Annotated in this window: 24 protein-coding genes; 9 read left to right on the forward strand and 15 right to left on the reverse strand. The window is 73.2% G+C overall.

The features are described 5' to 3' along the window. Positions 1–101: 101 nt before the first annotated feature. From ACWEGE_RS20315 to ACWEGE_RS20340, 6 genes are all read left to right on the forward strand, one after another. Positions 102–446, forward strand: a complete 345-nt coding sequence (locus tag ACWEGE_RS20315) for a WXG100 family type VII secretion target (protein WP_152603733.1) — start codon at positions 102–104, stop codon at positions 444–446. A gap of 18 nt (positions 447–464) precedes the next feature. Then, positions 465–767 (forward strand): hypothetical protein, encoded by a 303-nt coding sequence (locus tag ACWEGE_RS20320; protein ID WP_003057455.1) that lies wholly within the window; start codon positions 465–467, stop codon positions 765–767. A 103-nt stretch (positions 768–870) separates the two neighbouring features. After that, a complete protein-coding gene (locus ACWEGE_RS20325; RefSeq protein ID WP_086847144.1) occupies positions 871–1,257 on the forward strand; it encodes a hypothetical protein in 387 nt (128 codons plus the stop codon). After that, a complete protein-coding gene (locus ACWEGE_RS20330; protein WP_449661993.1) occupies positions 1,254–2,561 on the forward strand; it encodes a WXG100 family type VII secretion target in 1,308 nt (435 codons plus the stop codon). Before ACWEGE_RS20325 ends, ACWEGE_RS20330 begins: the two co-directional genes overlap by 4 nt. Then, positions 2,558–3,826, forward strand: coding sequence for an alpha/beta hydrolase (locus ACWEGE_RS20335; protein ID WP_449661994.1), 1,269 nt, complete (start codon positions 2,558–2,560; stop codon positions 3,824–3,826). Before ACWEGE_RS20330 ends, ACWEGE_RS20335 begins: the two co-directional genes overlap by 4 nt. After that, the gene (locus ACWEGE_RS20340) at positions 3,823–4,176 is read left to right on the forward strand and encodes a hypothetical protein (protein ID WP_449661995.1); all 354 of its coding nucleotides are present in this window, start codon (positions 3,823–3,825) and stop codon (positions 4,174–4,176) included. The genes ACWEGE_RS20335 and ACWEGE_RS20340 overlap by 4 nt, the downstream gene beginning before the upstream one ends. A gap of 221 nt (positions 4,177–4,397) precedes the next feature. Here the strand turns inward: ACWEGE_RS20340 and ACWEGE_RS20345 are convergent, their stop codons facing one another. The 4 genes from ACWEGE_RS20345 to nadA form a co-directional block, all read right to left on the reverse strand. After that, on the reverse strand, positions 4,398–5,534 hold the full coding sequence (locus ACWEGE_RS20345) for a S8 family serine peptidase (protein WP_449662029.1): 1,137 nt from the start codon (positions 5,532–5,534) through the stop codon (positions 4,398–4,400). 88 nt (positions 5,535–5,622) lie between these two features. Continuing rightward, the gene (gene nadC, locus ACWEGE_RS20350; RefSeq protein ID WP_449661996.1) at positions 5,623–6,516 is read right to left on the reverse strand and encodes a carboxylating nicotinate-nucleotide diphosphorylase; all 894 of its coding nucleotides are present in this window, start codon (positions 6,514–6,516) and stop codon (positions 5,623–5,625) included. Then, positions 6,513–8,156 (reverse strand): L-aspartate oxidase, encoded by a 1,644-nt coding sequence (locus ACWEGE_RS20355; RefSeq protein WP_449661997.1) that lies wholly within the window; start codon positions 8,154–8,156, stop codon positions 6,513–6,515. Before ACWEGE_RS20355 ends, nadC begins: the two co-directional genes overlap by 4 nt. Next, a complete protein-coding gene (gene nadA / locus ACWEGE_RS20360) occupies positions 8,153–9,163 on the reverse strand; it encodes a quinolinate synthase NadA (protein ID WP_449661998.1) in 1,011 nt (336 codons plus the stop codon). Before nadA ends, ACWEGE_RS20355 begins: the two co-directional genes overlap by 4 nt. A gap of 113 nt (positions 9,164–9,276) precedes the next feature. On the opposite strand from nadA, the gene ACWEGE_RS20365 reads away from it, so the two are divergent. Together ACWEGE_RS20365 and ACWEGE_RS20370 are read left to right on the forward strand one after the other, a co-directional pair. Continuing rightward, positions 9,277–9,909: an NUDIX hydrolase gene (locus tag ACWEGE_RS20365; RefSeq protein WP_449661999.1), complete on the forward strand. Its 633-nt coding sequence runs from the start codon at positions 9,277–9,279 to the stop codon at positions 9,907–9,909. Between the two features lie 40 nt (positions 9,910–9,949). Then, positions 9,950–10,666, forward strand: a complete 717-nt coding sequence (locus ACWEGE_RS20370) for an LON peptidase substrate-binding domain-containing protein (protein ID WP_449662000.1) — start codon at positions 9,950–9,952, stop codon at positions 10,664–10,666. A 1-nt stretch (position 10,667) separates the two neighbouring features. Here ACWEGE_RS20370 and ACWEGE_RS20375 read toward each other — a convergent pair whose 3' ends face one another. The 10 genes from ACWEGE_RS20375 to ACWEGE_RS20420 form a co-directional block, all read right to left on the reverse strand. Next, entirely contained in the window at positions 10,668–11,702 is a 1,035-nt protein-coding gene (locus ACWEGE_RS20375; protein WP_449662001.1) for a M48 family metallopeptidase, read from the reverse strand. Positions 11,703–11,750: 48 nt separating this feature from the next. Beyond that, on the reverse strand, positions 11,751–12,347 hold the full coding sequence (locus ACWEGE_RS20380; RefSeq protein WP_449662002.1) for a DUF2567 domain-containing protein: 597 nt from the start codon (positions 12,345–12,347) through the stop codon (positions 11,751–11,753). A gap of 206 nt (positions 12,348–12,553) precedes the next feature. Further along, a complete protein-coding gene (gene bsaP / locus ACWEGE_RS20385) occupies positions 12,554–12,760 on the reverse strand; it encodes a biotin synthase auxiliary protein BsaP (protein WP_449662003.1) in 207 nt (68 codons plus the stop codon). Continuing rightward, positions 12,747–13,760: a biotin synthase BioB gene (bioB, locus tag ACWEGE_RS20390; protein ID WP_449662004.1), complete on the reverse strand. Its 1,014-nt coding sequence runs from the start codon at positions 13,758–13,760 to the stop codon at positions 12,747–12,749. The genes bsaP and bioB overlap by 14 nt, the downstream gene beginning before the upstream one ends. A 78-nt stretch (positions 13,761–13,838) precedes the next feature. After that, positions 13,839–14,558 carry a dethiobiotin synthase gene (gene bioD / locus ACWEGE_RS20395; protein ID WP_449662030.1) on the reverse strand — a complete coding sequence of 240 codons (720 nt, stop codon included), beginning with the start codon at positions 14,556–14,558 and terminating at the stop codon, positions 13,839–13,841. Positions 14,559–14,732: 174 nt separating this feature from the next. Beyond that, on the reverse strand, positions 14,733–16,913 hold the full coding sequence (locus ACWEGE_RS20400) for a SulP family inorganic anion transporter (protein WP_449662005.1): 2,181 nt from the start codon (positions 16,911–16,913) through the stop codon (positions 14,733–14,735). Positions 16,914–17,139: 226 nt separating this feature from the next. Then, positions 17,140–19,371 (reverse strand): bifunctional SulP family inorganic anion transporter/carbonic anhydrase, encoded by a 2,232-nt coding sequence (locus ACWEGE_RS20405; protein ID WP_449662006.1) that lies wholly within the window; start codon positions 19,369–19,371, stop codon positions 17,140–17,142. 208 nt (positions 19,372–19,579) lie between these two features. Beyond that, positions 19,580–20,860, reverse strand: a complete 1,281-nt coding sequence (locus ACWEGE_RS20410; RefSeq protein WP_449662007.1) for an adenosylmethionine--8-amino-7-oxononanoate transaminase — start codon at positions 20,858–20,860, stop codon at positions 19,580–19,582. Positions 20,861–20,905: 45 nt separating this feature from the next. After that, positions 20,906–22,117: a cytochrome P450 family protein gene (locus tag ACWEGE_RS20415; protein WP_449662008.1), complete on the reverse strand. Its 1,212-nt coding sequence runs from the start codon at positions 22,115–22,117 to the stop codon at positions 20,906–20,908. Positions 22,118–22,140: 23 nt separating this feature from the next. After that, positions 22,141–22,554 (reverse strand): SRPBCC family protein, encoded by a 414-nt coding sequence (locus ACWEGE_RS20420; RefSeq protein ID WP_449662009.1) that lies wholly within the window; start codon positions 22,552–22,554, stop codon positions 22,141–22,143. Positions 22,555–22,618: 64 nt separating this feature from the next. On the opposite strand from ACWEGE_RS20420, the gene ACWEGE_RS20425 reads away from it, so the two are divergent. Beyond that, positions 22,619–23,233: a uridine kinase gene (locus ACWEGE_RS20425; protein WP_449662010.1), complete on the forward strand. Its 615-nt coding sequence runs from the start codon at positions 22,619–22,621 to the stop codon at positions 23,231–23,233. Here the strand turns inward: ACWEGE_RS20425 and ACWEGE_RS20430 are convergent. Next, positions 23,230–24,387, reverse strand: coding sequence for a glycosyltransferase family 4 protein (locus ACWEGE_RS20430; protein ID WP_449662011.1), 1,158 nt, complete (start codon positions 24,385–24,387; stop codon positions 23,230–23,232). The genes ACWEGE_RS20425 and ACWEGE_RS20430 overlap by 4 nt on opposite strands. Between the last annotated feature and the right edge of the window lie 22 nt (positions 24,388–24,409).

A 24,409-nucleotide genomic window follows, 5' to 3' on the forward strand; every position in this document is an offset into this window, starting at 1 on the left:
TTGTGCCGTTTGACCACACTGGCCTCTTTTCTAGCGTGACTTTCACACCGCGCGGACCACCGCGCCAGGGGAATTCGCTTCAGGAAGGAGGTGGCCCGTCGATGTCCAGTCCGGGATTCCAGGCAGATTCCGCTGCCATGACGCGCGCCGTCCAGGGTTTCGAGGAAACCGCGACGAACGCCAAGTCCACGATGGCCAGCTTGGAGTCCGAGCTGACCGAGGCGCTGCGCAACTACAAGGGTGACCAGGCCGTGGCCTTCTGGGACCTCCAGCGGCGGCTGCAGGAGAAGATGTCCGCCGCGGTGAAGGAGCTCGACACGATGTCGCAGCTCGTGCACACCAGCCACGCGAACTACGGCCGCGGCGACGCCGACGTCCACCAGAGCTTCCAGGGGGTCGGCAACACCCTCGAGGGCTCGGGCGTGCTCCCCCGCCTCAACCCCTGACCCGAGAGGACGCCCACCATGGCCGACGTCGTCGAAATCAACTTCGCCGCGCTGCAGCACAGCTCGGCATCCCTGGCCGCCAAGGCCAAGGCGCTCACCTCGCAGCTGGAGCAGCTGCACCAGAACCTGCAGCCGATCACCGCGACCTGGTACGCCTCCGGCAGCTCCGCCGGTGACGCCGCCCGCCAGGCCGAGACGCGCCTGCGCCAGGCCACCGCGGACATCGTCGCGATCATCGCGCAGTTCGGCGGGAAGGTCGGCGAGGCGCACGACCTCCAGCAGTCGCTGGAGAACCGCAACCAGGGACTGTTCGCGGGCTGAGCCGCACCCCAGACGTCGGTCGGCCGGTGCGGGAAACCCCCCGCTCGCACCGGCCGACCGGCTTTCCCCACGTCAGCCCCATCGCGCCAGAGAGCCGGGACCGATGCCAGACCAGTCGTACTACGTCCACCTGGAATCGCTGAAGGACTTCGTGCGGGAGCTGGAGACCCAGATCCACGCGATGTCGAAACCGAACGACTTCCTGCTCACCCTCGGCGAGGAGCCGCTGCTGTTCGGCGAGTTCGGCGAGGCCGGGTCGCTGGCCGACGCCCACCGCGCCGCCGTCTCGGAGATGCAGGGCCTGCTCGACCAGGTCCGCAGCGCGATCGGGTTCGCACAGGACGTCACCACCACGGTCGCCGACGGCTACCAGCACGCCGACCAGTCGGTGGCCGGGGACCTGCACGCTTCGGGCGCCGTGACCGGCCTGCTCGACCCGGTCCTGGGCCTGCTGGGCGGCGGAGACACCGACGGGAGCCGCAAGGGATGACGAACACCGCGCACACGAACTTCGCCGCGTACAGCCACCAGCAGCTGTACGCGATGCTGCAGGCCGGCGACCCGAACAGCGCGCGGCACGCCGCCGAGAAGTGGAAGTCCGCCGCGCTGCACCTGCACGAGCAGGCCCACAACCTGAACGCCGAGCTCACCGAGTTCAAGGACCAGTGGACCGGTGGCGCGGCCGACCAGTACCAGCGGATGATCATCGACCTCGCGAACGGCATCTCGAAGGTGGCGCAGACCGCGGAGGCGATGAACGTGACGCTCGGCGACGCCGCCGACGCGCTGGTGAAGGCCAAGAAGGAGATGCCGCCGCCGGTTTCGGTGCCGGACGTCGCCCCCGCCGACGTCGCGCTCGCGGTGAACCCGCCGCTGCTGCCGCCGGACGCCTCACCGGCCCTCGTGCAGGCCGCGGCGCAGCAGCGTCAGCAGGCCATCGCGAACGTCGAAGCGCAGCAGGCCGCCGCGAACGCCGCGGGCTCCGCGCACGGCAAGGCGATCGTCGTGATGACCCAGCTCGCCGGGGAGTACACCGCCGCGGAGGAGTCGATCCCGGCGTCGCCGAACGCCGTCCCGACGCCCCCGGCCCCGCCTGCCGGTGGCGGTGCGGGCAGCGCCGGTTCGCCGGGGCTCGTCGGCAACGGCATGACCGGTGGTGGTGGCGTCGTCGTCACCCCGGCCGACGGGCACCCGCTGCCCGGCGGCGGGACGACGACCCAGCCCGGGACGACCGTGCCGACGTCGAACCCGCTGTTCGGCGACATGTTCACCGCCGGGCTCGCCGCGGCTTCGGCCGCCGCGTTCGGCCGGTTCGGTTCGATCATGCCGAAGGTGCCGTCGTGGGCGACCGGCAAGGATCCCAAGGACGACAAGGAACAACCGCCGGGCACGAAGCTCGGCGGGGGCGGCGCCGGCGTCGAAGGCGGCTCCGGCGGCGGCATCCCGATCGGCGGCGGTGACGCGCCTTCGCTCGGCGGAGGCGGCGGCGGTGTCCCGGTCGGCGGCGGGCTCACCGGGCCCGGCGAAGTCCCGGCGGCGCACTCCGGCCTGGCCGGCGACGGCGGCGCGGGCAACGCGCTGAGCGGGCTCGCCGGCGGCGCGGCCGGGGCCGCGGCGGCGTCGGCGGCCAAGGGCGCGATGCCGATGATGCCCATGATGCCGATGGGCATGGGCGGCGGCGGGGACATGGGCTCCGGGCGGCGGATCCCGGCGTGGCTGGTGGAGACCGAGAACGTCTGGGGCCAGTCGGCGCCGGTCGCGCCGCCGGTCATCGGCGAAGACAGCGTCTTATGACGGCGGCGGGCTACCGCGTCGCCCCGGCACGCCTGGACACCGCGGCGGGCGAGTTCGGGTCACGGGCGGACGCGGTGGGCGCGGTGCAGTCGGCGGTGGCGGGCGAGAAGCTGCCCGCCACCGCGTTCGGCCAGGTGAGCGAGTCGGCCGCCGCGGCCAAGACGTTCGAGAAGACGATGACCGAGCTGGGTGCGAAGCTCGAGTCGAGCGTGTCCCGGCTGCGGACGCTCCAAAGTGGACTGACCGCGTGCGCGGCGGGGTACCGGCGGGCGGACGCGCAGGTGGCGGCGATGTACCGGGCACTGCTGCCCGAGGATCCGTTGCCCCGCGCGGGAAATCCGGCCGGGATCGGTGGCGCGGCCGACACCGGGGCCTGGGCGCACGCGATCGCGGCCAACCGGGCCAAGGTCGCCGACGCCTTGACGGCCGAGCGGTTGCGGCTGGCGGCGTTGACCGATCCCGACGACGTCGCGCGGTCGCAGGCGCGGATCAAGCTGTACGAGGACATCCTCGCCCACGACCGGCAGATCCTCCGGTTCGATCCGGCCGGCAACGGGCGGATCGCCGAGCTGGTCGGGCACATCGAGCCGGGGACGCGCAACGTCGGGCTGTTCGTGCCCGGCGTCAACACGCAGCTGGCGAACTTCGACGCCTACGCCGGTCTGGGACGCAGCTTGGTGGCCGCGGACCCGACCGGGCGCACGGCGGTCGTCGTCTGGGCCGACGGGGTGTTCCCGCAGGGCCCGGTGGCGCAGGGGCCGGACGCGGGGTACGCCCAGGCGATGGCGCCGGACCTCAAGCACTTCGCCGACGACCTGCGCGGCGAGATCGCGAGCCACGCGGGCTCCGGCGTCACGCTGACCGCGATCGGGCACAGCTACGGCGGGGCGACGGTCGGGCTCGCGGAGACGCACGGCCTCGACGTCGACCGCGTCCTGCACGTCGAGTCGGCCGGCATGGGCCACGGCGTGTGGTCGACGGCCGACCTGCCGGCGAGCCAGGCCGGGGTCCAGCGGTTCTCGATGACGGCCCCGCTGGACCCGATCGTGCTCGCCCAGGGCAACGCGTGGGGCCTGGAGTGGACCGGCATCGGCCACGGCGCGGACCCGGACGTCTTCCCGGGCGTCACCGAGCTGCCGACCGGCAACGACGCGTCCGGTTCGGCGATCTGGGGCGTGTCGTCGCACAACGACGTGCTGAAGCCGGGTTCGGACTCGTGGACGAACATCTACCGCGTCCTCACCTCGGGCGGTGACCTCCGATGACCCCGGAACTGACCCGCCTGGCGGCCGAGCTGACGACGGTGATCGACGACGTCGCGGCGTCCTTCGGCGGCTCCGCGGACCCGGCGCTTTCGGGCGAGCTGGACTGCGACCCGACCAGCCCGGGCCACCTGCTGTGCTGGCAGTACGGCGTCCGCGTCGACCACCCGGCGGCACCGGAAACCCGCCTGGCGGCCCTCCTCCCGGCGTTACACCGCGAAGGCTGGGAATCCCACGACCGCAGCACCCCCCGCGAGCAGATCACCCGCTTCACCCGCGAAGGCGCGGACTTCACGATCCACGTCGCCGGCTCGGTCACGATCATCGGCTCCACCCGCCCCGTCCCCGCCTGACCGTGTCGCCCCGCCAATCACGCATGATGCCCCTCCAATCACACGTGATGCCTCCCCAATCACGCGAGATCCGCCTCCAATCACATGAGATCCGTCCCCGATCACGCGAATCCCGGCCCCGATCACCGGAGTCCGCGTGCCGAAAGGGGTATCTCGCGTGATCGAGCGGGCATCACACGTGATTGGAGGGGCATCACATGTGATTGCGGGGACGACACGGGTTACGGGGTGAAGCGGGAGGGGCGCCAGCCACGGCGGCGAGCCCGGCGCACCGCCGCCACCGTCACCCCGGCCGCCGCGGCCAGGGCGACTCCGGCCAGGGCGATCGTGCCCGCCGGGACGTTCGACGGCCGGGGCGCGGGCGCGGCGGCCGGGACCACCGCCGGGGCCGAGGCCGAAGGCGGGAGTGCGCCCGGCGGGGGAACGTCGGCCGGCAGGGTCGACGACACCGCCGCGTACGCGTCCAGGACTCCCCAGCCCAACCGCGGATCGTGGCCACCGGACGGCGCGCGGTGGGCCGTCAACGTCAGGCGCGTGACGACCTGGTCGCCGGAAAGCTCCGGGTGGTAGGCCCGCACCAGGGCCGCGACCCCGGCGACGTACGCCGCCGCGAGGCTCGGGTCGGTCAGCGGCCAGCGGTGCGCCACCGCGCCGCCCGCGCCCGCCGATGTGCTCACCAGCTCCGCGCCCGGCGCCGCGATGCCCAGGTGGTCGCCCGCTTCCGTCTGCACCGGCTCGCCCGCGGGGTTCACCGACCCGACGGCCAGGACGCCGGACGTCGCCGTCGGGTACGTCCGCGCGCCCTGCTGGGTCGCCGACGCCGCCGAGACCACCACCGCCCCTCGCGAACGCGCCCGCGCAACCGACGCCGACAACGCCGGGCTGTCGGCCGCCGCGGGCACGGCGACCAGGATCACGCCCGCGCGCCGGTCCACGGCCCGGTCGATCGCCTCGGCCAGCTCGCCGGGGTCACCGCCGTCGCCGGTGGTGTAGCGGATCGGCAGCAGCCGCACGCCGGGCGCGACGCCGGCGAACGTCGTCGACGGATCCGGCTGCGCGCCGACGATCCCGGCCGCGATCGTGCCGCGGCCGTCGCAGTCCGTGCGCTCGGTGCCGGCCCCGGCGTCGAGCTGGCCGGGGGCGAACTGCGCGTTCTGCCCGTCGACGCCGGTGCCGACCACGGCCACCAGCTGGCCGCCGCCCCGCGTCAGCGGCCACAGCCGCGCCGGGTCGACCAGGCGCTGCCCCCACGGGACCTCACCGGTGTAGGTGCCGGACGGGTTCGCGCACCCCTGCGCCGAAGCGGCCGGTGCACCCAGCACACCCGACGCCGTCAGAAGGCCTGCCACCGCGAGCACCGCCGGTAACCGCACCCGAACCCCCGAAACCGAAAGACGGTGGCGGACAAGGAATTCCGCCACCGCCAGTCTAGCCCGGAACGACGTCTCAGCGAAGGTCCATGCCGAGATCCAACACCGGCGAGGAATGCGTCAGCCCGCCCACCGACAGGTAGTCCACACCGGACAGTGCGTAGGCCTTACCACGGTCGAGGGTGAGCCCACCAGAGGATTCCAGCCGCGTCTTCGGCGAGACTTCGTCGCGGCGCGCCACCGCCCGGCGGCAGTCCTCCGGCGTGAAGTTGTCCAGCAGCACCTCGTCCGCCCCGGCGGCCAGGGCCTCCTCCAGCTGGTCCAGCGTGTCGACCTCGACCTCGCAGGCCAGTTCCGGCGCGTGCGCCCGGGCCGCGGCCAGCGCCGCGGTCACCGAACCCGCGGCGACGACGTGGTTGTCCTTGATCAGCACCGCGTCGCCGAGACCCAGCCGGTGGTTGACGCCGCCGCCGCAGCGGACGGCGTACTTCTGCAGCAGCCGCAGGCCCGGCAACGTCTTGCGCGAGTCCCGGATCGCGCACCCGGTACCGTCCACTTCGGACACCCAGGCGGCGGTCGCGGTGGCGACGCCGGAGAGGTGGCACAGCAGGTTCAGCGCCGTGCGCTCGGCCGTGAGCAGCCCGCGCACCGGGCCGGCCAGCACCAGCGCGGGTTCACCCGCGACCAGCCGGTCGCCGTCCTCGCGCCGGGCGAGCACCTCGTACCCGTCGCCCAGGACCATGTCGAACACCGCCAGCGCCACCGGCAGGCCGGCGACGACGCCGTCGGCGCGCGGGGTCAGCTCGGCGACCGCGGCCGCGTCGGCGGGCACGGTGGCCGCCGTCGTCGCGTCCGGCCCGTACCGCAGGTCCTCGCCCAGCGCCGTGGCCACCACGCGCTCGACGTCGTCGACGTCCAGCCCGGAGGCCGCGATCAGCCGGCGGACGGAGTCGGAGATCGGGAACGTCATGCCACGCCCTCCAGGGGGATCGGGTCGGCCAGCACGGGCTGGCCGGACGGGCTGAGCCGGATGAGCTGGCTGCGCCGCCAGCCGTCGTCGCGCGACGGGAAGTCGGTGCGCACGTGACAGCCCCGCGACTCGGTGCGCCGGACGGCCGCGGCGAGCAGCGCCTGCGCCACCACGGTCAGCGCCGCGTCCTCGACGCCCGCGTGTGTCCACAACGGAGTGTCCGAAAGCGACAGATCCAGCACCGAGCCGGCGGCCGCCAGGCCGTCGGCGTCCCGGCCGATGGCCGCGTACCGGCTCATCACCCGCTGCAGGGAGTCGCGCTCCGCCGCCGGCGCGGTGGTCCGCGACGGCAGCCGCCCGCGCGCAGGATCGGCCAGCAGCCCGGCCGCGAGGTCCGCCGCGACGGCCTCCGCGACGCGCTGCCCGACGACCAGGCCTTCGAGCAGGCTGTTGGACGCCAGCCGGTTCGCGCCGTGCAGCCCGGTGCGCGCGACCTCGCCGGCCGCGTAGAGCCCGGCCACCGACGAGCGTCCGTCCACAGTGGTCACCACGCCGCCGCACGAGAAGTGCGCCGCCGGGGTGACCGGGATCGGGTCCACGGCGGGGTCGAGCCCCAGTGCCGCGCACGCCGCGAACACCGTCGGGAACCGCTGCGCGAAGCCGGCGACCGAAGTCGCGTCGAGGAAGACGTGGTCGTCGACACCGCCCGGCGCCTCCGCCATCCGCCGGGTGATGGCCGCCGAGACGACGTCACGCGGCGCGAGGTCGCCGAGCGGGTGCACGCCCGGCATCACCGGCAGGCCGGCGCCGTCGACCAGCGTCGCCCCCTCGCCGCGCACCGCTTCGGTGACCAGCGGGCAGCGGCCGCGCGCGCCCGGGGTGTAGAGCACGGTCGGGTGGAACTGCACGAACTCGATGTCCGCGACGGTCGCGCCGGCCCGCAGCGCGAGCGCGAGCCCGTCGCCGGTGGCGATCTCCGGGTTCGACGTCGCCTGGTAGAGCTGCCCGAGGCCGCCGCTGGCCACCAGCACGGCCGAAGCGCGGACGGCGCCGGGCACGCCGTGGCGGTCGAGCACCGTCACGCCGGCGACCCGCCCGCCGGGGGTGAGCAGCGCGTCGACGGCGATGTGGTGCTCCAGCACCGGCACGCCCGCCTGCCCGGCCTGCGCGACCAGGGCGCGTTCGACTTCGGCACCGGTCGCGTCGCCACCCGCGTGGATCACGCGGAACGCGCTGTGCCCGCCCTCGCGGCCCCGCGCGAGCAGCCCGGAGGCCGCGACGTCGAACTTCGCGCCGTCCGCCCGCAGCCGGGCGACCGCGGCCGGGCCGCCGTCGATGATCGAACGCGCCGCCGGCTCGTCGCACAGGCCGGCGCCCGCGGTGAAGGTGTCCTCCGCGTGCCGGGCGACGGAGTCGTCGAGGTCGTGCTGGTCTTCCAGGACGACGGCGACGCCGCCCTGGGCCCAGCGCGTGTTGCCGTCCGCGACGGCGGCCTTGGTGATCACCAGGACGTGCAGCCCGAGGGCCTGCGCCCGCAGCGCCGCTGTCAGCCCCGCGACGCCGCTGCCGATCACGACCAAGTCGGCACGGGCTTCCCAAACCGGGGTTTTCGCCCGTGGGTCATTAACCGGCGTGGTCATTCGCCGCCGCCGGGCTGCCCGATCTCGATCATCCGCTGCACCGAAGCCTTCGCGCGGGCCGCCGTCTCGAGGTCGACGTGGACCTCGTCGAGGCCGTCGCGCAGGCAGCGCAGCAGCGCGGCGGGGGTGATCATCTTCATGTACCGGCAGGACGCGCGGTCGTTCACCGCGCGGAAGTCGATGCCCGGCGCGGCCTTGCGGAGCTGGTGGATCATGCCGATCTCGGTGGCCACCAGCACGGTCTTGGCCTTCGTGTCACGGGCCTCGTGGACCATGTCGCCGGTGGAGAGGATCTTGACCCGGTCCGGCGCCACGGCACCCTCGCCGGCCAGGTAGAGCGCCGAGGTGGCGCAGCCGCACTCGGGGTGGATGAACAGGTCGGCGTCCGGCTCCTCGGCGGCGCGCTCGGCCAGCTCGGCGCCGTTGATGCCCGCGTGGACGTGGCACTCCCCGGCCCAGACGTGCATGTTCTCCCGGCCGGTCACGCGCTTGACGTGTGCCCCCAGGAACTGGTCCGGCAGGAAGAGAACCTCCTGGTCAGCGGGGATGGAGGCGACGACGTCGACCGCGTTCGAAGACGTGCAGCAGATGTCGGTTTCGGCCTTCACCTCGGCCGTGGTGTTGACGTAGGAGACGACCACCGCGCCCGGGTGCTCGGCCTTCCAGGCCCGCAGCTCGGCGCCGGTGATGGAGTCGGCCAGCGAGCAGCCGGCCCGCGCGTCCGGGATCAGGACGGTCTTCTCCGGGGCGAGGATCTTCGCGGTCTCGGCCATGAAGTGCACGCCGCAGAAGACGATGGTGGACGCGTCGCTGCTCGCCGCGATGCGGCTGAGCGCGAGGGAGTCGCCGGTGTGGTCGGCGATGTCCTGGATCTCCGGGACCTGGTAGTTGTGCGCGAGCAGGACCGCGTCGCGCTGCTTCGCCAGGCGCCGCACCTCCTCCGCCCAGGCCGCGTTCGCCTCGACCCCGCCGTAGGGGGTGAGGTCCTGATCGAGCGTCGAAGTCATGGTTGGCCCTCCTGGACCTGTCTCCGGTTTTCGCCTTACAATCGAAAACCGTGCGAAGTCATCTTAACACCCAGGCCCCCTTGGCCCACGAGGTTTTGGGAGCGGTCCTTCAAGTGCGCTCGGACACACTGCGGGTGCTGTTGTGGCGCCGGGCACTGGACCCGCACCTGGGCCGCTGGTCGCTTCCGGGCGGGCGGCTTCGGCCCGACGAGGACGTCGAGACGTCGATCCGGCGCCAGCTCGCCGAGAAGGTGGACGTCCGCCAGCTCAAGCACGTCGAGCAGCTCGCGGTGTTCAGCGACCCGCACCGCGTCCCGGGTCCGCGCGTGGTGGCGACGGCGTTCCTCGGCCTGGTCCCGTCCGACGTCGACCCCGAAGTGCCCGAGGACACCGAATGGCACGACGTCGCTTCGCTGCCGCGGACGGCGTTCGACCACGAGGCGATCGTGCTGCGCGCCCGCGACCGGCTGCGGTCGAAGCTGTCCTACACCAACCTCGGCTTCGCGCTGGCGCCCGACGAGTTCACGATTTCGGCGCTGCGCGGCCTGTATTCGGCGGCGCTGGGCTACCGCGTCTCGGCGACCAACCTGCAGCGGGTGCTGTCCCGCCGCGGGCTGCTGGTGCCGACCGGCCACACGGCGCCGCCGGGGCGCTCCGGCGGGCGTCCGGCGGCACTGTTCTCGTTCGCCGGCAAGGGCATGCAGATCACCGATCCGTTCGCGGTGTTCAAGCCGCCGTCGAGGTGACCAGGCTGCGCCGACAGCGTTCTCCCTTTACCGTGGACGCGTGACCGAGCCGGAACCGGATAGTGACGCGACGACGACGATCCTGCCGTTGTTCCCGCTGCAGACCGTGCTGCTGCCCGGCACCAAGCTCCCGCTGCACATCTTCGAACCGCGGTACCGGCAGCTGACGGCGGACCTGGTGAGCGGCACGGTGCCGGGCCGCGAGTTCGGCGTGGTCGCACTCCGGTCGTCACTGACCCGCGAAGTCCGTGGTCTGGACCAACTGCACGAGATCGGCTGCAGCACGGTGCTGCGCGAGGCCAAACGCCTCCCGGACGGCCGGTTCGACGTGGTGACGCAGGCCCAGCGCCGCTTCCGCCTGCACGACCTCGACTGCGTGTCGGCCCCGTACCTGATCGCTTCGGTGGAGTGGGTCGACGACGACCCGGTTGCTCCCTCCGGCGGAATGGCGGAGCGCCTGGCAACGGTGGCCCGCGCGGCGCACCAGCGCTACTGCGAAACGGCCTGGCGCAGCGACGACTGGCACGCCCCGGCCCCGGAGACGACGATCGCGGAGCTGGCGTACGTCCTGGCGGCGGACTGCCTGCTGCCCTTGGAGGACCGCCAAGCGCTCCTGGAGGAACGCCACCCGTTGCGCCGGCTGCGGATCGCCTGCCGCCTGCTGACGCGAGAGGCGGGGTTCCTGAACACGCTGGGCGCGGTGCCGCTGCCGCCGGGCGAACTGACCGATCTCAGCCGCCCGGCCAGCCTGAACTGACTCAGTCGGCGGCGCCGTTGGTGTTGCCGAACTTGTTCCACACCTTGCCCGCCGCACCGGAAACCGCTTCGCCGACGTCGCTGAACACCTTCGTCAGCGGGTCCGTCGACGAGTTCCACGAGTCCTTGTACGACTTGGCCGCCGACTTCAGGTCGTCCTTCCAGTCCGACGACGGGCTGTCGGCATCCCGGCGCGCGTAGTCGCCCGCCAGGATCGCGCGGTACTCCTCCGAAGCCGCCCACTTCTGCAGCTGGGCCGCGCGGACCACCGCGAACGGGTGCGACTCGGTCTCGACGGACCTGAGCTTGATGAAGCTGTCCCGGATGTCCTCGACCGACTCGTACTCCGCGGCCTGCTGCAGGAACGACGGGACGTCGATGCGCGCCGGGTCGATGCCGCCCGCCACCTGGATCTGGGCGCGCAGCGCCGCCGTCGGGTCCTGGCTGCACAGGAGCCCCGCGCGGTCGCACGACAGCTCGGCCTTGCGGAACCACTCGCGCAGCGCCGCGATGACCGCCCGGATGCCGAGCGCGCTGACCGGCGTCCAGGACATCGCCAGCTGCAGGCCGATCAGGCGCACCATGATCGTGCGGTAGACCGCGTGCCCGGACAGCACGTGCCCCATCTCGTGCCCGATCACGAACCGCAGGGAGTCGATGTTCATCAGCTCGACGAGCCCGGTGCTCATCGCGATGAACGGCTCGTCCATGCCGACCGTCTGCGCCTGGATCTGCGCGTTCTGGAAGACGAACAGGTTCGGCACCGCGGGCAGGTCCAGCGTCTCGGCGCACTCGTGGCGCAGCCGGTCGAGCTCCGAGTACTGCTTGGGCCCGACGCGGATCGACGACGCCAGCGCCATCAGCCGCTCGCCGCGCTCGTTGTAGAAGCCCGAAACCGCCTTGACGACCTGGGCGAAGCCGGGCACGGCGCGCAGCGTGGCGAGCGCGCCGCGGTCCACCGGGTGCTCGTACGCACGCGGGCTGATGCCGGGAAAGCGGACGGCGTTGTGCCGCGAAACCTCGATGTCCTCGGTCACTGCTGGATCCCCCCTGTAGGTGACGGACACCACCTTAGGGGAAACCGGTCAGCCGAGGCGGCGGCCCAGGTCGTCGCGGCCGTTCCAGGTGGCCAGGAGGCTGTAGGCGATCGACACGCCGAGCGGACCGGTCAACAGCACCCACCACGACTCCAGGCGCGGCGCGAGCTCGATCACCGCGCCCAGCGCGGGCGGGGTGGTGATGGCGTAGTGGCTGTTCGCCCAGCCGACGCCGAGCAGCATGGCGAGCGCGCCGGCGAGCGCGACGCCGAGCACCGCGGCGAGGAACACCACCGGGCCGCGGCGTTCGCGCAGCAGCCAGACGACGACGCCGACGACGATCCCCAGCCCGAGCGTGAGGAACCCGAAGACGGCCAGGTCGTCGAAGCGGTGCCAGCTTTCCAGCTCCAGGGCGCCCTGGGTGCCGTCGGCGGCGACGATGCGCACCCGCTCCGGCGGCGCGAGCCGCGACCAGGCGAAGGCGAGCGGGAAGCTCAGCAGGGTGAGCACGCCCAGCACGCTGACGGCGGGCAGCAGGTCGGCCTTCACGACGACGCGCGGCCGCCGCTGCCGGAACAGCACGGGCACCGACCACGGGCCGGCCACGGCCGACGGCCGGTGCGCGGGCCCCGACGACTCACTCACCCGGACTCCTTCCTGGAACGTGCCCACCGAGCGTAACCGGTCGACGCGGGAGCGGCGTGAGCCGCTCGCCCGTGTCGCCCCGGCCGCGGGGTGAACGATCCGGTTCGCCCGGCCGCGGCGGCGCAGTGAACGCTCCGGTCCGCTACCCGGTCAGCCGCTCGCCCAAGCCGCCCGCCCCGGAATGAACGATCCGGTCCGTTACCCGGTCAGCCGCTCGCTGTCTCGCCGTGGCGGCTGCAGCGGGCCGTCCACCCGAGCGGGCTCACCTGGACCACCAGCCGCCGCGCGCAGAACGTGCAGTAGCGCGGCGGCTCCAGCGCCGTCCGCGGGTTGTGGCACGCCGGGTGGTCCGCACCGCCCGGGGACTGCTGTCCACAGTGGACGCAGAACGCCGCGGTGTCAGAGGCTGTCACTGAGCGCCTTGATGGGCATCTTGAGCTCGTCCAGCATCTCCAGGTCCGCCGAAGCCGGCCGCCCCAGGTTGGTCAGGTAGTTGCCGACGATGATCGCGTTGATCCCGCCCAGCATGCCCTGCTCCGCACCGAGGTCACCGAGCGTCAGCTCTCGGCCGCCGGCGAACCGCAGCATCGTGCGCGGCATCGCGAGCCGGAACGCCGCGACCGTCCGCAGCGCGTCCTTGCCTTCGACGATCTCGTAGTGCTCGTACGGCGTGCCCGGCTGCGGGATGAGGAAGTTCATCGGCACTTCGTGCGGGTTCAGCTCGGCCAGCTGCACGGCGAACTCGGCGCGCTGCTCGACCGTCTCCCCCATGCCGATGATGCCGCCGCAGCAGACCTCCATACCCGCCTCGGCGACCATCCGCAGCGTGTCCCAGCGCTCTTCCCACGTGTGCGTCGTGACCACCGACGGGAAGTGCGAGCGCGCCGTCTCGAGGTTGTGGTTGTAGCGGTGGACGCCCATGTCGACGAGCTCGTCGACCTGCTCCTGCGTCAGCATGCCCAGCGAGCAGGCGATCTGGATGTCGTTCCCGTCCGCCCGGATCGCCTTCACGCCTTCGCGCACCTGCGAGAGCAGCCGCTGGTCCGGGCCGCGGACGGCGGCGACGATGCAAAACTCCGTCGCGCCGGTCTCGGCGGTCTGCCGGGCGGCCTTGACCAGGTTCGGGATGTCGAGCCACGCCGAGCGCACCGGGGTCGGGAAGCGGCCGGACTGGGAGCAGAAGTGGCAGTCCTCGGGGCAGCCGCCGGTCTTGAGGCTGATGATGCCCTCGACCTCGACCTCCGGCCCGCACCAGCGCATCCGCACCTCGTGCGCCAGCGCGAGCAGGTCGGGCAGGCGGTCGTCGGGCAGCCGCAGCACGTCGAGGACCTGCTGTTCGCCGAGGCCGACGCCGTTCTCGAGAACCTGCTCGCGCGCCAAGGCGAGGACGTCGGTGTCCGGGACTGCGGTCACGGTGACTCCTTGATCGAGGTGGTGCGGCAAACGTCCCTCATCGTGCACGACGGGGCCGCGAGGGGACAGCGATGTAGGTCACTTCCCGGCGGAAGCGCATCCCGCGAAAAGCTCGGGGTCGAATTCGCCGCCGAACCACGGCGAGAGGCCGGCGCGCGCCGCGGCCAGGAAGTCCTCGCGGGAGGCCTGGCCGATGTCCGCGGGCAGCACGCCGAGCAGGGGCGCACCCGCCGCGACCGGCAGGTCTTCGAGGTTGGACAGCGCCGCGAGGTCCGGATCGGCGGGCCAGGCGCCGATGATCACGCCGGCGACGGTCAGCCCGCGCTTGGTCGCGACCTCGGCGGTGAGCGCGGTCGCGTTGAGCGTGCCGAGGCCGGCCTCGGCCACGATGATCACGAGCGAGCCGAGCGACCACGCGACGTCGGCGAGGCTCGCGCCGGAGCGGTCGAAGCGCACCAGGAGCCCGCCGGCGCCCTCGATGAGGGTGAGGTCGTGCTCGGTGTCGAGGTCGGACGCGGCCTGGGCGATCTCGCCGGGGTCGAGCGTCGGCAGCCCGCTGCGCCGGGCCGCGGCCTCCGGCGAGAGCGGATCCGGGTAGCGGCGCAGCTCGCGCGTGGTGACGTCCGGCCCGGCGAGGCGGACGACGTCCTGGAGGTCACCGGGCTCGTCGGGCCGCACCCCGGTCTGGGCGGGCTTGAGCACGGCCACCCGCTGTCCCCCGGCCGCCGCCAGGGCCGCGATCGCCGCCGTGGTGATCGTCTTGCCGACCCCGGTCCCGGTCCCCGTCATCACCAGCATGCTCACGGACCATCAACATAGTGACTCCGGGGCGGGGTGCGCACGCGGGCCGTGGTCAGCGCCCCCGGCGACCGGTTCCCGGGCAGCTCTGCCACGGCCGGTCGTGCGTGGTGAGGCGGGGTGCCAACCCGCCTCACCACGCACGACAGCCGGCCGGATCGGCGAGCCGGCGGCTCAGGCGCCCGGCACCGCCACCGGTGCCCCGGCCGGGCGGAACGTGCGTTCCGCCGCGTCGAACAGGTACACCTGGGCGTCGCCGACGTGGAAGTACATCCCGGTCAGCTGCAGCTTCCCGGCCGACTCGGCCGCCGCCACGGACGGGTACTCGCGCAGGTGCTCCAGCTGCTGCAGCACGTTGTGCAGGGCCAGCCGGTCACCCTCGCGGTCCGGGACCGCGCCGTCGAGCGTCGCCGAGCCCAGCCGGTGCGCGCTCGGCTCCGCGTGGCGCAGCCAGGCCGACAGCGGCCCCGGCGGCGGGCCCTCGGCCAGTGCCGCCATCGCGCCGCAGGAGGAGTGGCCGCAGACGACGACCTCCGACACGCCGAGGACGCCCACCGCGTACTCGATCGACGCGTTCATCGACGCGTCGGCCTGCCCCGGCGGGACCAGGTTGCCGATGTTGCGGATGGTGAACAGGTCACCCGGCCCGCTCGTCGTGATCAGGTTCGGCACGATCCGGGAGTCGCCGCAGGTGATGAACAGCGTGCGCGGCCGCTGGCCGTCGGCCAGGCCGGACAGCGTGTCGCGCAGCAGGGGCGCCGCGCGGCGGTGGAACTCGGTGGCGCCGCGGCGGGTCTGCTGGGCCGGGATCTCGACCCCCTCCGCCGCCTGCCACTCCGACCACGGCGCCAGCCAGCGCGGCACCGCCCGGCTCGCGGCGATCCGGGAGCGCGTCGGGCGGCCCGCCTTGCCTTCGCCGAACCACGGGTGGCCGACCTCGTCGACCTCCACCGTGCCGCCGGCCCGCTCGTGCGCCTGCTGCCAGGTGTGCAGGCTCTCGAACGCCGCGTGGTCCAGGTAGTCGACGACCAGCTCCAGCCGCACGGTGGCGCCGCCCGGGACGGTCCCGAGCACCTTCGACAGCCGCGGCACCGACAGGAACGTCAGGACGCCTTCGACGACGACGCGCCAGTCGTCACCCTCGCGTTCGACGTGGATGCCCGACCAGACCGTGCGGCGCAGCATCAGCACCACCGCCAGCCCGATGCCCGCCAGCACGCCGGTGAGCAGGTCGAACACCACGACGCCGGCCAGGGTGAGCAGGTACACGGGCAGATCGCCGTGAGCCAGCACGGTTTTCATGTGCCCGGGGTTGACCAGCTTCGCGCCGACGTGCACCAGCAGCCCGGCCAGCGCGGCCAGCGGGATGCTCTGGATCAGCCCGGCGAGCAGGACGACGAACAGCAGCACCCAGACGCCGTGCAGCACCGCCGACAGCCGGGACTTGGCCCCGGCGGAGACGTTGGTGGAGCTGCGGACGATGACGCCGGTGACGGGCAGGCCGCCCAGCGCGCCGGAGATCATGTTGGCCGTGCCCTGGCCGACCAGCTCGCGGTCGAGGTTGGCGCGCGGCCCGGTGTGCATGCGGTCGACCGCGACCGCCGAGAGCAGGCTCTCCACGCTGGCGATCAGCGCGATCGTGACGACGGCGAGCGCGAACCCGCCCCAGCTGTCCGGCAGCTGCGGCACGAAGTGGACGTTCAGCAGGTCACCGGGCAGTTCGACGCGCGGGAGGGTCATCCCGAACGCGACCGACACCACCGTGGCCACCGCGATCGCGGCGAGTGGTCCCGGCACCTTGCGGACGGCTTCCGGCAGCTTCGGCCAGAGCAGCAGCAGCCCGATGGTGATCAGGCCGACGATGGCGGCGGAGTCGTGGTGGGAAACGATCTGGGCGGGCAGCTCGGCGATGTTCTCCAAGGCGGAGGACTGGGCCTTGCCGCCGAGGACGACGTGCAGCTGGCCGAGCACGATCGTGACGCCGATGCCGGCCAGCATGCCGTGCACGATCGCCGGCGAGATGGCCAGCGCGGCGCGCGCGATGCGGCTCAGCCCCAGCAGGATCTGGCAGGCGCCGGCGAGGACGGTGATCGCGCAGGTGACGGCCCAGCCGAAGGTCTGGATGGTTTCGTACATGACCACGGTCAGGCCGGCAGCGGGCCCGCTGACTTGCAGCGCGGAGCCGCCGAGCGCACCGGCGACGACGCCACCGACAACGGCGGCGATCAGCCCGGCGGCGACCGGGGCACCCGAAGCGAGGGCGATGCCGAGGGACAGGGGGACGGCTACGAGGAAGACGACCAGTGAGGCCGGCAGGTCGTGGCGGAGCACGGCGAGGGGTCTCATGATCACCATGCAACCGGAAATCGAGTGAAATGTCCGCTATGCACCACCCGATCGAGTGAATAAATGGCCACATTTCACCCCTTTGTCACAAATCGGACATGGGGTTAACGCGACGGTAACACGCTGCCGGCCTGTCGCGTGACAGATAAATCCGTGACTATGTAAGGCTTTCCGGCGTCGGACACGGCGAAGGCCGCCCCCGGGCGGGCGGCCCGGAAGCGGCCTCCGGCCGGTGTCAGTGCTCCAACGCCCCGGCGGGGACGAACCCGCGCGCCGCATCGTCCAAAAGGGACACCTGGGCCGCGCCGACGTCGAAGTACATCCCGGTGAGCCGCAGCGCGCCCCGCTCCAGGGCCGCCGCGACCACCGGGTAGCCGCGCAGGGTTTCCAGCTGCTGCACGACGTTCTGCAGCGCCAGCTGGTCGGCCTCGGCGGCCGGCCGTTCGCCGCCGAGCAGCAGCGGGGCCTCGCGGCTGCGGCGCCGGAGCGTCGCCTGGCCGTGGCGCAGCCAGCTGCCGAGCTGGTCGAGCCCGGCCGGGGCCTGGCCGAGCAGCGCCTTCATCGCGCCGCAGGAGGAGTGCCCGCACACCACGATTTCGGCGACTCCGAGGACCCCGACGGCGTACTCGATCGCCGCGCCGACCGACGAGTCCGTGCCGTCGGCCGGCGGCACCAGGTTCCCGATGTTCCGCACGGTGAACAGGTCACCCGGCCCGCTGGTGGTGATCAGGTTCGGCACGATCCGCGCGTCGCCGCAGGTGATGAACAGCGTGTGCGGCTGCTGGCCGTGCGCCAGGCCGTCCCAGGTCTCGCGCAGCAGCGGCGCGGTGCGGCGCTGGAACTCCGAAGCGCCGCGGCACAGCAGCGAGCTGGCGGTGCGCTGGGCGGGCAGCACGACGTGCTCGGCCTGCCACTGCGACCACGGCGCGAGCCACCGCGGCACCACGCGCGCGGCGACGCTGCGGCGCACGGTCGGCTCCCCCGCGCGGCCGCGTTCGAACCACGGGTGCCCGATCTCGTCGACGGTGACCGGGCCGGCGTGCGCCTGCTGCCAGCCGCGCAGGCAGTCGAACGCGGCGTGGTCGAGGTAGTCCACGAGCAGCTCGAGGGTGACCTCGGCGTGCGGCGGCACCCCCGCGAGCACGCGGGTCAGCCGCGGGACGGACAGGAACGTCAGCGCCCCTTCGATGACGACGCGGTGGCGGTCGCCGTCCCGTTCGACGTGGATGCCCGAGAAGATCATCCGCCGCAGCATCAGCGCGAGCGCGAGCAGGATCCCCGCCGCGACCCCGGTGAGCAGGTTGACGGCCACCGCGCCGGCCAGCGTGACCACGTACACCGGCAGGTCGCCGTGCCGGTGGACCTCCTTGAGCCCGTGGAGGTTCACCAGCCTCGTCCCGACGTACACCAGCAGCGCGGCCAGCGCCGCCAGCGGGATCAGCCGCAGCACGCCGGTGAGCAGCAGGCAGGCGGCGAGGATCCAGGCGCAGTGCAGGATCGCCGACGCCCGGGTGCGCGCGCCCGCCTCGAAGTTGGTCATGCTGCGCACGATGACGCCGGTGACCGGGAACCCGCCGAGCGCGCCGGCGGCGACGTTCGCCGCGCCCTGCCCGATCAGCTCGCGGTCGAGGTCGGTGCGCGGGCCCCCGCGGAGCTTGTCCACCGAAACGGCGGACAGCAGGCTTTCCAGGCCGGCGATGAGCGCGATGGTGAGCGCGGCGGCGGCGAAGCCGGCCCAGCCGCCGTCCGGCAGCCGCGGCACGACGTGCAGCGCGGGCAGCCCGGCCGGGAGGTCGACGCGCGGCAGGGTCATCCCGGTCGCGACGGACAGGCCGGTGGCCAGCGCGACGGCGGCCAGCGGCGCGGGCACGCGGCGGACGGCCTTCGGCAGCCGCGGCCAGGCCAGCAGGACGCCGAGGGTGACGACGCCGATCAGCACGGCCTGGTCGTGGTGCGCGGCTATCTGCTTCGGCAGCGCCAGGACGTTGGCCAGTGCGGAACCCCGCGCGGAGCCGCCGAGGACGACGTGCAGCTGGCCGAGCACGAGCGTGACGCCGATGCCGGCCAGCAGCCCGTGCACGATGGCCGGCGACACGGCGAGCGCGGCGCGCGCCAGGCGAGTCAGGCCGAAGAGGATCTGGAGCAGGCCCGCGGCGACGGTGATCGCGCAGGTGACGGGCCAGCCGTGGGTGGCGATCGTGTCGGCCAGCACCACGGTGAGGGCGGCGGACGGGCCGCTGACCTGCAGCGGCGATCCGCCGAAGAGGCTCGCGACCAGCCCGCCGACGACGGCGGAGATCAGGCCCGAGAGCAGCGGCGCCCCGGCGGCGAAGGCCACGCCGAGGGACAGGGGGACGGCGACGAGGAAGACGACGATCGACGCGAGGAAGTCGTGCTTGAGGTTCTCCAGGTGCTCGGAGCGCTGAGGGGGTCCGGTGTCGTGTTCGCCACGAACGATCTCGATCATGGGGGCAGGATCGCCGAAACCGGGCGAAAAGTCCGCTACGCAAGCATTTCTCGCGTTCGCCCGGGCACAGGACGGACCGGGTTTCCCGGCACCGTCACACTTACCGCCTCGACCGTTCGCGTGGTTTCGCCGCCGCCCTGCCACCGAGCGCGACGATGAGGGACCTTCGGGTCTCGGTGTGCCGGTGGTCACACCCGATGTGCTGAATTCAGGCCTTTTCGGCGACCGCGAGCATCGCCCGGGTGATCACGGCGAGGTCGTCGTCAGTCGAAACGTACGGCGGCATCGCGTAGACGAGGTCCCGGAACGGCCGCAGCCAGGCGCCGTTCGCGGTGACGACGTCGGTGGCGACGGCCATGTCGACGGGGTGGTCGAGCTGCAGCACGCCGATCCCGCCCAGCACCCGCACGTCGGTGACGGCGGGCAGGTCGCGGGCCGGGGCGAGGCCGTCGAGGAGGGCCTTCTCGATCCGGGCGACGTCGCCGCGCCAGCGGCCGTCGGCGAGCAGGCCGAGCGAGGCGTTGGCGACGGCGGAAGCGAGCGGGTTGCCCATGAAGGTGGGGCCGTGCGCGAGAACGGGCAGCTCGCCCCGCGCGATCCCGGCGGCGACGGCCGGGGTGCACAGGGCGGCGGCCATGCTCAGGTAGCCACCGGTGAGCGCCTTGCCGACGCACATGACGTCGGGCGTGACACCGGCGTGCTCGGCGGCGAACAGCGCGCCGGTGCGGCCGAAGCCGGTCGCGATCTCGTCGAAGACCAGGAGCACGTCGTGCGCTTCGGTGATTTCGCGCAGCGCACGCAGGTAGGCGGGGTGGTGGAACCGCATCCCCCCGGCGCCCTGCACGACGGGCTCGACGATCACCGCGGCGAGTTCCCCTTCGTGCCGCCCGATTTCGGCGGCCAGGACGTCCACATAGGACTGATCGGGCGGGGTGTCGAAACCGGACGGCGGTGCGGGCACGAAGATCTGTTCGGCCAGGACACCGCGCCAGAGCGAGTGCATGCCGCCTTCGGGGTCGCAGACGCTCATCGGGGTGAACGTGTCCCCGTGGTAGCCACCGCGCCAGGTGAGCAGCTTGCGCTTCCCGGTGCGCCCGCGGGAACGCTGGTACTGCAGGCACATCTTGACGGCGACCTCGACGGAGACGGAGCCGGAGTCGCAGAGGAAGACGTGCTCGAGGCCCTCGGGACTGAGGTCGGCGAGGGTCTTGGCGAGGGTGATGGCCGGTTCGTGGGTGAGGCCGCCGAACATGACGTGGCTCATCCGCCCGGCTTGGGCGGCGAGAGCGGCGTCGAGCACGGGGTGCCGGTAACCGTGGACGGCGGACCACCACGAGGACATCCCGTCGACGAGCTCCCGCCCGTCGGCCAGCGTCAGCCGGACGCCGCTGGCTTCGGTGACCAGCAGGGACGGCACCTTCGCCGGCATGGGCGCGTAGGGGTGCCAGACGTGCTGGGCATCGAGGGCGAGCAGGTCGGCGGGGTCCATCCGCCGACCCTACGACACCCGCCCGGCCCCCTCCCCCGCCCGGCCTCACAACCGGACCGGCAGCACCTCCAGCCCGTGCACCAGCGAGCTCGCCCGGTACACCAGCTCATCCGGCTTGGCGTCCAGCGCGATGTCCGGGAACCTCGCCAGCAGGCCCCCGATCGCGATCTCCGCCTCGAGCCGGGCCAGCGGCGCCCCCACGCAGTAGTGGATCCCGTGCCCGAACGCCAGGTGCCCGCCGGCCGCACGCGTGACGTCCAGCTTGTCCGGCTCCGGGTACCGCTCGGCGTCGCGGTTCGCGCCGAGCAGCGAAACCAGCACGAACTCGTCCTTCGGGATCGTCACCCCGGACACCTCCACCGGCTCCGCGGTGAACCGCACCGTCGCCAGGTGGATCGGGCCGTCGAAGCGCAGGAACTCCTCCACCGCGCCCGGCAGCAGCGCCGGCTCCGCGCGCAGCCGGGCCAGCTGCTCCGGCTCGCGCAGCAGCGCCAGCACGCCGTTCGCGATCAGGTTGACCGTCGTCTCGTGGCCCGCCACCAGCAGCAGGAACGCCATCGACACCAGCTCGGGCTCGGACAGCGAATCCCCACCGTCGCTGGCGTGCACGAGGTCCGACAGCAGGTCCTCGGCCGGCTCGGCGCGCTTCTGGGCGATCAGGTCCGTCAGGTACGCGAACATGCTGCCCGCCGCGGCCTGCATCTGCTCCGGGCGGGCCGCCGCGCTCAGCAGCGTCCGGGACCAGCCGGCGAACTCCGTGCGGTCCTCCTCGCGCACCCCGAGCAGCTCGCAGATCACCGTGATCGGCAGCGGCGCGGCGAACGACGCCACCAGGTCCACCCGCTCCTGGCCGGCCAGCCCGTCGAGCAGCTCCGCGGTGATCTCCTCGACCCGCGGCCGCAGCCGCGCCACCGTCCGCGCGGTGAACGCCTTGTTCACCAGCTTCCGCAGCCGCGTGTGGTCCGGCGGGTCCGAGTTGAGCATGTGGTGGCTGAGGTCCTGCCCGAAGGGGCTCATCCGGGCCTCCGGCGGCAGCTTCGCCTCGAACAGCGCGCGGATGCCCTGGCTGTTCTTCCGCAGCCGCGGGTCCGCCAGCAGCGCCCGCGCGTCCGCGAACCCGGTGACCACGTAGGCGGGCAGCCCGCGCGGTGGCAGCCGCACCCGGCGCACCGGGCCGCCGCCGCGCAGCATCTCCGCGAACAGGTGCGCGTCCTGGGCGAAGCCCTCCTCCACCTCGAGGATTTCGTCGGTCGTCATTTCAGGCCCCCAAGCTCACGGCGTCAGCGCTCGGCGAGAGCCGTCACGACGCGCTCGGTCACGTCCTGCCAGTATGCCCGCTGTTCCTCGCGCTCTTCGGCGCCGGCAAGCCATTCCTGGTGGAACCGCAGCGTCGTCTTCGCCCCCGAACCGCTCAGCCGCACCTGCACGGTCGAGTCGTGGTCCCAGTCGCTCGGCCGCCAGGTGAGCCGCACGCGGTCGCCGCCGACGAAGCTGCGGATCTCGCCGACCGTGCCGTTCGCCGTTTCGTACTCCGCGCCGGGTTCCTCGGGCAGCTCGACGCCGGGGCCGAGCCAGATCGCGACGCCCTCCCGGCTGACCAGGAAGTCCCACACGGCCTCGGCCGGGTACGGCAAGGTCCGCGAGACGCCGATGTTCCACCCGGCGTCGGCCGTCTTCCCCACTGAAGAAGTCATGCCCGCATCCTCGCAAAGGGGTACGACAAAACCGGCGGGCGGCCCGGGTGGAGGATGGGCACCCGTGCGCTACCGCCCGATCTCCCCCGCCGTCCTCGCCGAGGAGCTCACCGACCGCATCGACGCGCTCCCCGGGCCGAGGCTCGCGGTGGCCGTCGACGGCGCGGCGGGCGCGACCGCCACCGCGGAACTCGCCGACGCCCTGGTCGACCCGCTGCGCCTGCGCGGCCGCGCGACCCTGCGCGTGTCGGCCGCCGACTTCCTGCGCCCCGCGTCGCTGCGCTTCGAGCACGGCCGCACGAACCCCGACGCCCGCTACACCGACTGGCTCGACCTCGGCGCCCTCCGCCGCGAAGTCCTGGAGCCGCTCAAGGGATCCGGCGAGGTCCTGCCGTCGCTGTGGGACGCCGAACGCGACCGCGCGACCCGCGCCGAACGGGTGCCGCTGCCCGCGGGCGGGGTCGTGCTCCTCGACGGCGAACTGCTGCTCGGCGCCGGGCTGGCCTTCGACCTGGCCGTGCACCTGTGGCTGTCCCCCGCCGCCCTGCGCCGCCGCGCGCCGGACGCCTGGGCCGTCCCGGCCTACGAACGCTACGAGGAAGAAGCCGACCCGAGTTCGCTCGCCGACGTCGTCGTGCGCGTCGACGATCCCCGGCACCCGGCGCTCTACACGCCTTAGCGGACGACGGCCACCGGGTCGCCGTCCAGCAGGCCGGACAGCCGCTGCGCCATGACGTCCCAGCGCCAGTTCGCCGTCACCCACTCCCGGCCGGCCTGGCCCATCCGGCGCGCGCGCACCGGGTCGGCCAGCAGGCTGGCCAGGATTTCGCTCAGCTGGACGACGTCCCGGCCCTCGACGACGTGCCCGGTGACTTCGTCGAGCACCGCCTCGGGCGCTCCGCCGGAGTTGCCGGCGACCACCGGCAGCCCGGTCGCCGAGGCTTCCAGGTAGACGATGCCGAGCCCTTCGACGTCGAGGCCCCTGCCGCGGGTGCGCGCGGGCATCGCGAAGACGTCCCCCGCCGCGTAGTGCGCCGGCAGCTCGGCCCACGACACCGACCCGGTGAGCACGACGTCCCGCTCCAGGCCCAGCCCGGTGACCAGCTCGGTGAGCTGCTTGCGGTACGGGCCGCCGCCGACGAGCAGCAGCGCCGCGTCCGGAACGCGCTCGCGGATCGACGGCAGCGCGCGGATCAGCTGGTCCTGGCCCTTGCGCGGGACCAGCCGCGACACGCAGACGACGGTCGGCCGGTCCCCGAGACCGTGCCGGGCGCGGATCTCCGTGCGCGCGGCCGCATCCGGCCGGAACACCCCGGTGTCGACCCCGGACGGCAGCAGCTCCAGCCCGGCCATCGCGCCGAACGCCGCGGCGAAGCGGGCGCGGGTGTACCGGCTGACGTAGGTGACGACGTCGGCGGTGTCGCCGATCCGCCGCAGCGCCTGCCGCGAACCGGGGAGCATGGACCAGCCGACCTCGTGGCCGTGCGTCGACGCCACGACGCGGCGCGCGCCGGCCCGCCGCAGCGGGTGCCCCAGCAGCGCGAGCGGCGCCGCGGCCCCGAACCAGACGGCCTCGCAGTCCCGCGCCCGCATGATCTGCTTCGCCCGGCGAAGCACGTCCGGCGTCGGCAGCATCAGCGACGTCGGGTGCCGGACGACCTCGAACGGCGCCTCGGCGTCGAACTCCTCGTGCGACCCCGTCCGCGACTCCCACGAAGGCGCGTAGACGACCAGGTCGTCCGACGGCAGCCGGGTGGCGAGGGAGTTCAGGTAGTTCTGGATCCCCCCGGGCCGCGGCGGGAAGTCGTTGGTCACGAGCAGGGTCTTGAGCACGCCCCAGAGGCTAACGGCGGAC

The organism is Amycolatopsis sp. NPDC004747 (genome assembly GCF_053601335.1).

Bases quoted from the DNA above. Each gene is read 5' to 3' on its own strand.
- ACWEGE_RS20420 (WP_449662009.1), bottom strand. From the start codon at position 22,554: ATGACTTCTTCAGTGGGGAAGACGGCCGACGCCGGGTGGAACATCGGC.
- ACWEGE_RS20410 (WP_449662007.1), bottom strand. From the start codon at position 20,860: ATGGACCCCGCCGACCTGCTCGCCCTCGATGCCCAGCACGTCTGGCAC.
- ACWEGE_RS20320 (WP_003057455.1), top strand. From the start codon at position 465: ATGGCCGACGTCGTCGAAATCAACTTCGCCGCGCTGCAGCACAGCTCG.
- ACWEGE_RS20340 (WP_449661995.1), top strand. From the start codon at position 3,823: ATGACCCCGGAACTGACCCGCCTGGCGGCCGAGCTGACGACGGTGATC.
- ACWEGE_RS20355 (WP_449661997.1), bottom strand. From the start codon at position 8,156: ATGACCACGCCGGTTAATGACCCACGGGCGAAAACCCCGGTTTGGGAA.
- ACWEGE_RS20315 (WP_152603733.1), top strand. From the start codon at position 102: ATGTCCAGTCCGGGATTCCAGGCAGATTCCGCTGCCATGACGCGCGCC.
- ACWEGE_RS20415 (WP_449662008.1), bottom strand. From the start codon at position 22,117: ATGACGACCGACGAAATCCTCGAGGTGGAGGAGGGCTTCGCCCAGGAC.
- bioD (WP_449662030.1), bottom strand. From the start codon at position 14,558: ATGCTGGTGATGACGGGGACCGGGACCGGGGTCGGCAAGACGATCACC.
- nadC (WP_449661996.1), bottom strand. From the start codon at position 6,516: ATGACGTTCCCGATCTCCGACTCCGTCCGCCGGCTGATCGCGGCCTCC.
- ACWEGE_RS20400 (WP_449662005.1), bottom strand. From the start codon at position 16,913: ATGGTGATCATGAGACCCCTCGCCGTGCTCCGCCACGACCTGCCGGCC.
- ACWEGE_RS20335 (WP_449661994.1), top strand. From the start codon at position 2,558: ATGACGGCGGCGGGCTACCGCGTCGCCCCGGCACGCCTGGACACCGCG.
- ACWEGE_RS20405 (WP_449662006.1), bottom strand. From the start codon at position 19,371: ATGATCGAGATCGTTCGTGGCGAACACGACACCGGACCCCCTCAGCGC.
- ACWEGE_RS20330 (WP_449661993.1), top strand. From the start codon at position 1,254: ATGACGAACACCGCGCACACGAACTTCGCCGCGTACAGCCACCAGCAG.
- nadA (WP_449661998.1), bottom strand. From the start codon at position 9,163: ATGACTTCGACGCTCGATCAGGACCTCACCCCCTACGGCGGGGTCGAG.
- ACWEGE_RS20325 (WP_086847144.1), top strand. From the start codon at position 871: ATGCCAGACCAGTCGTACTACGTCCACCTGGAATCGCTGAAGGACTTC.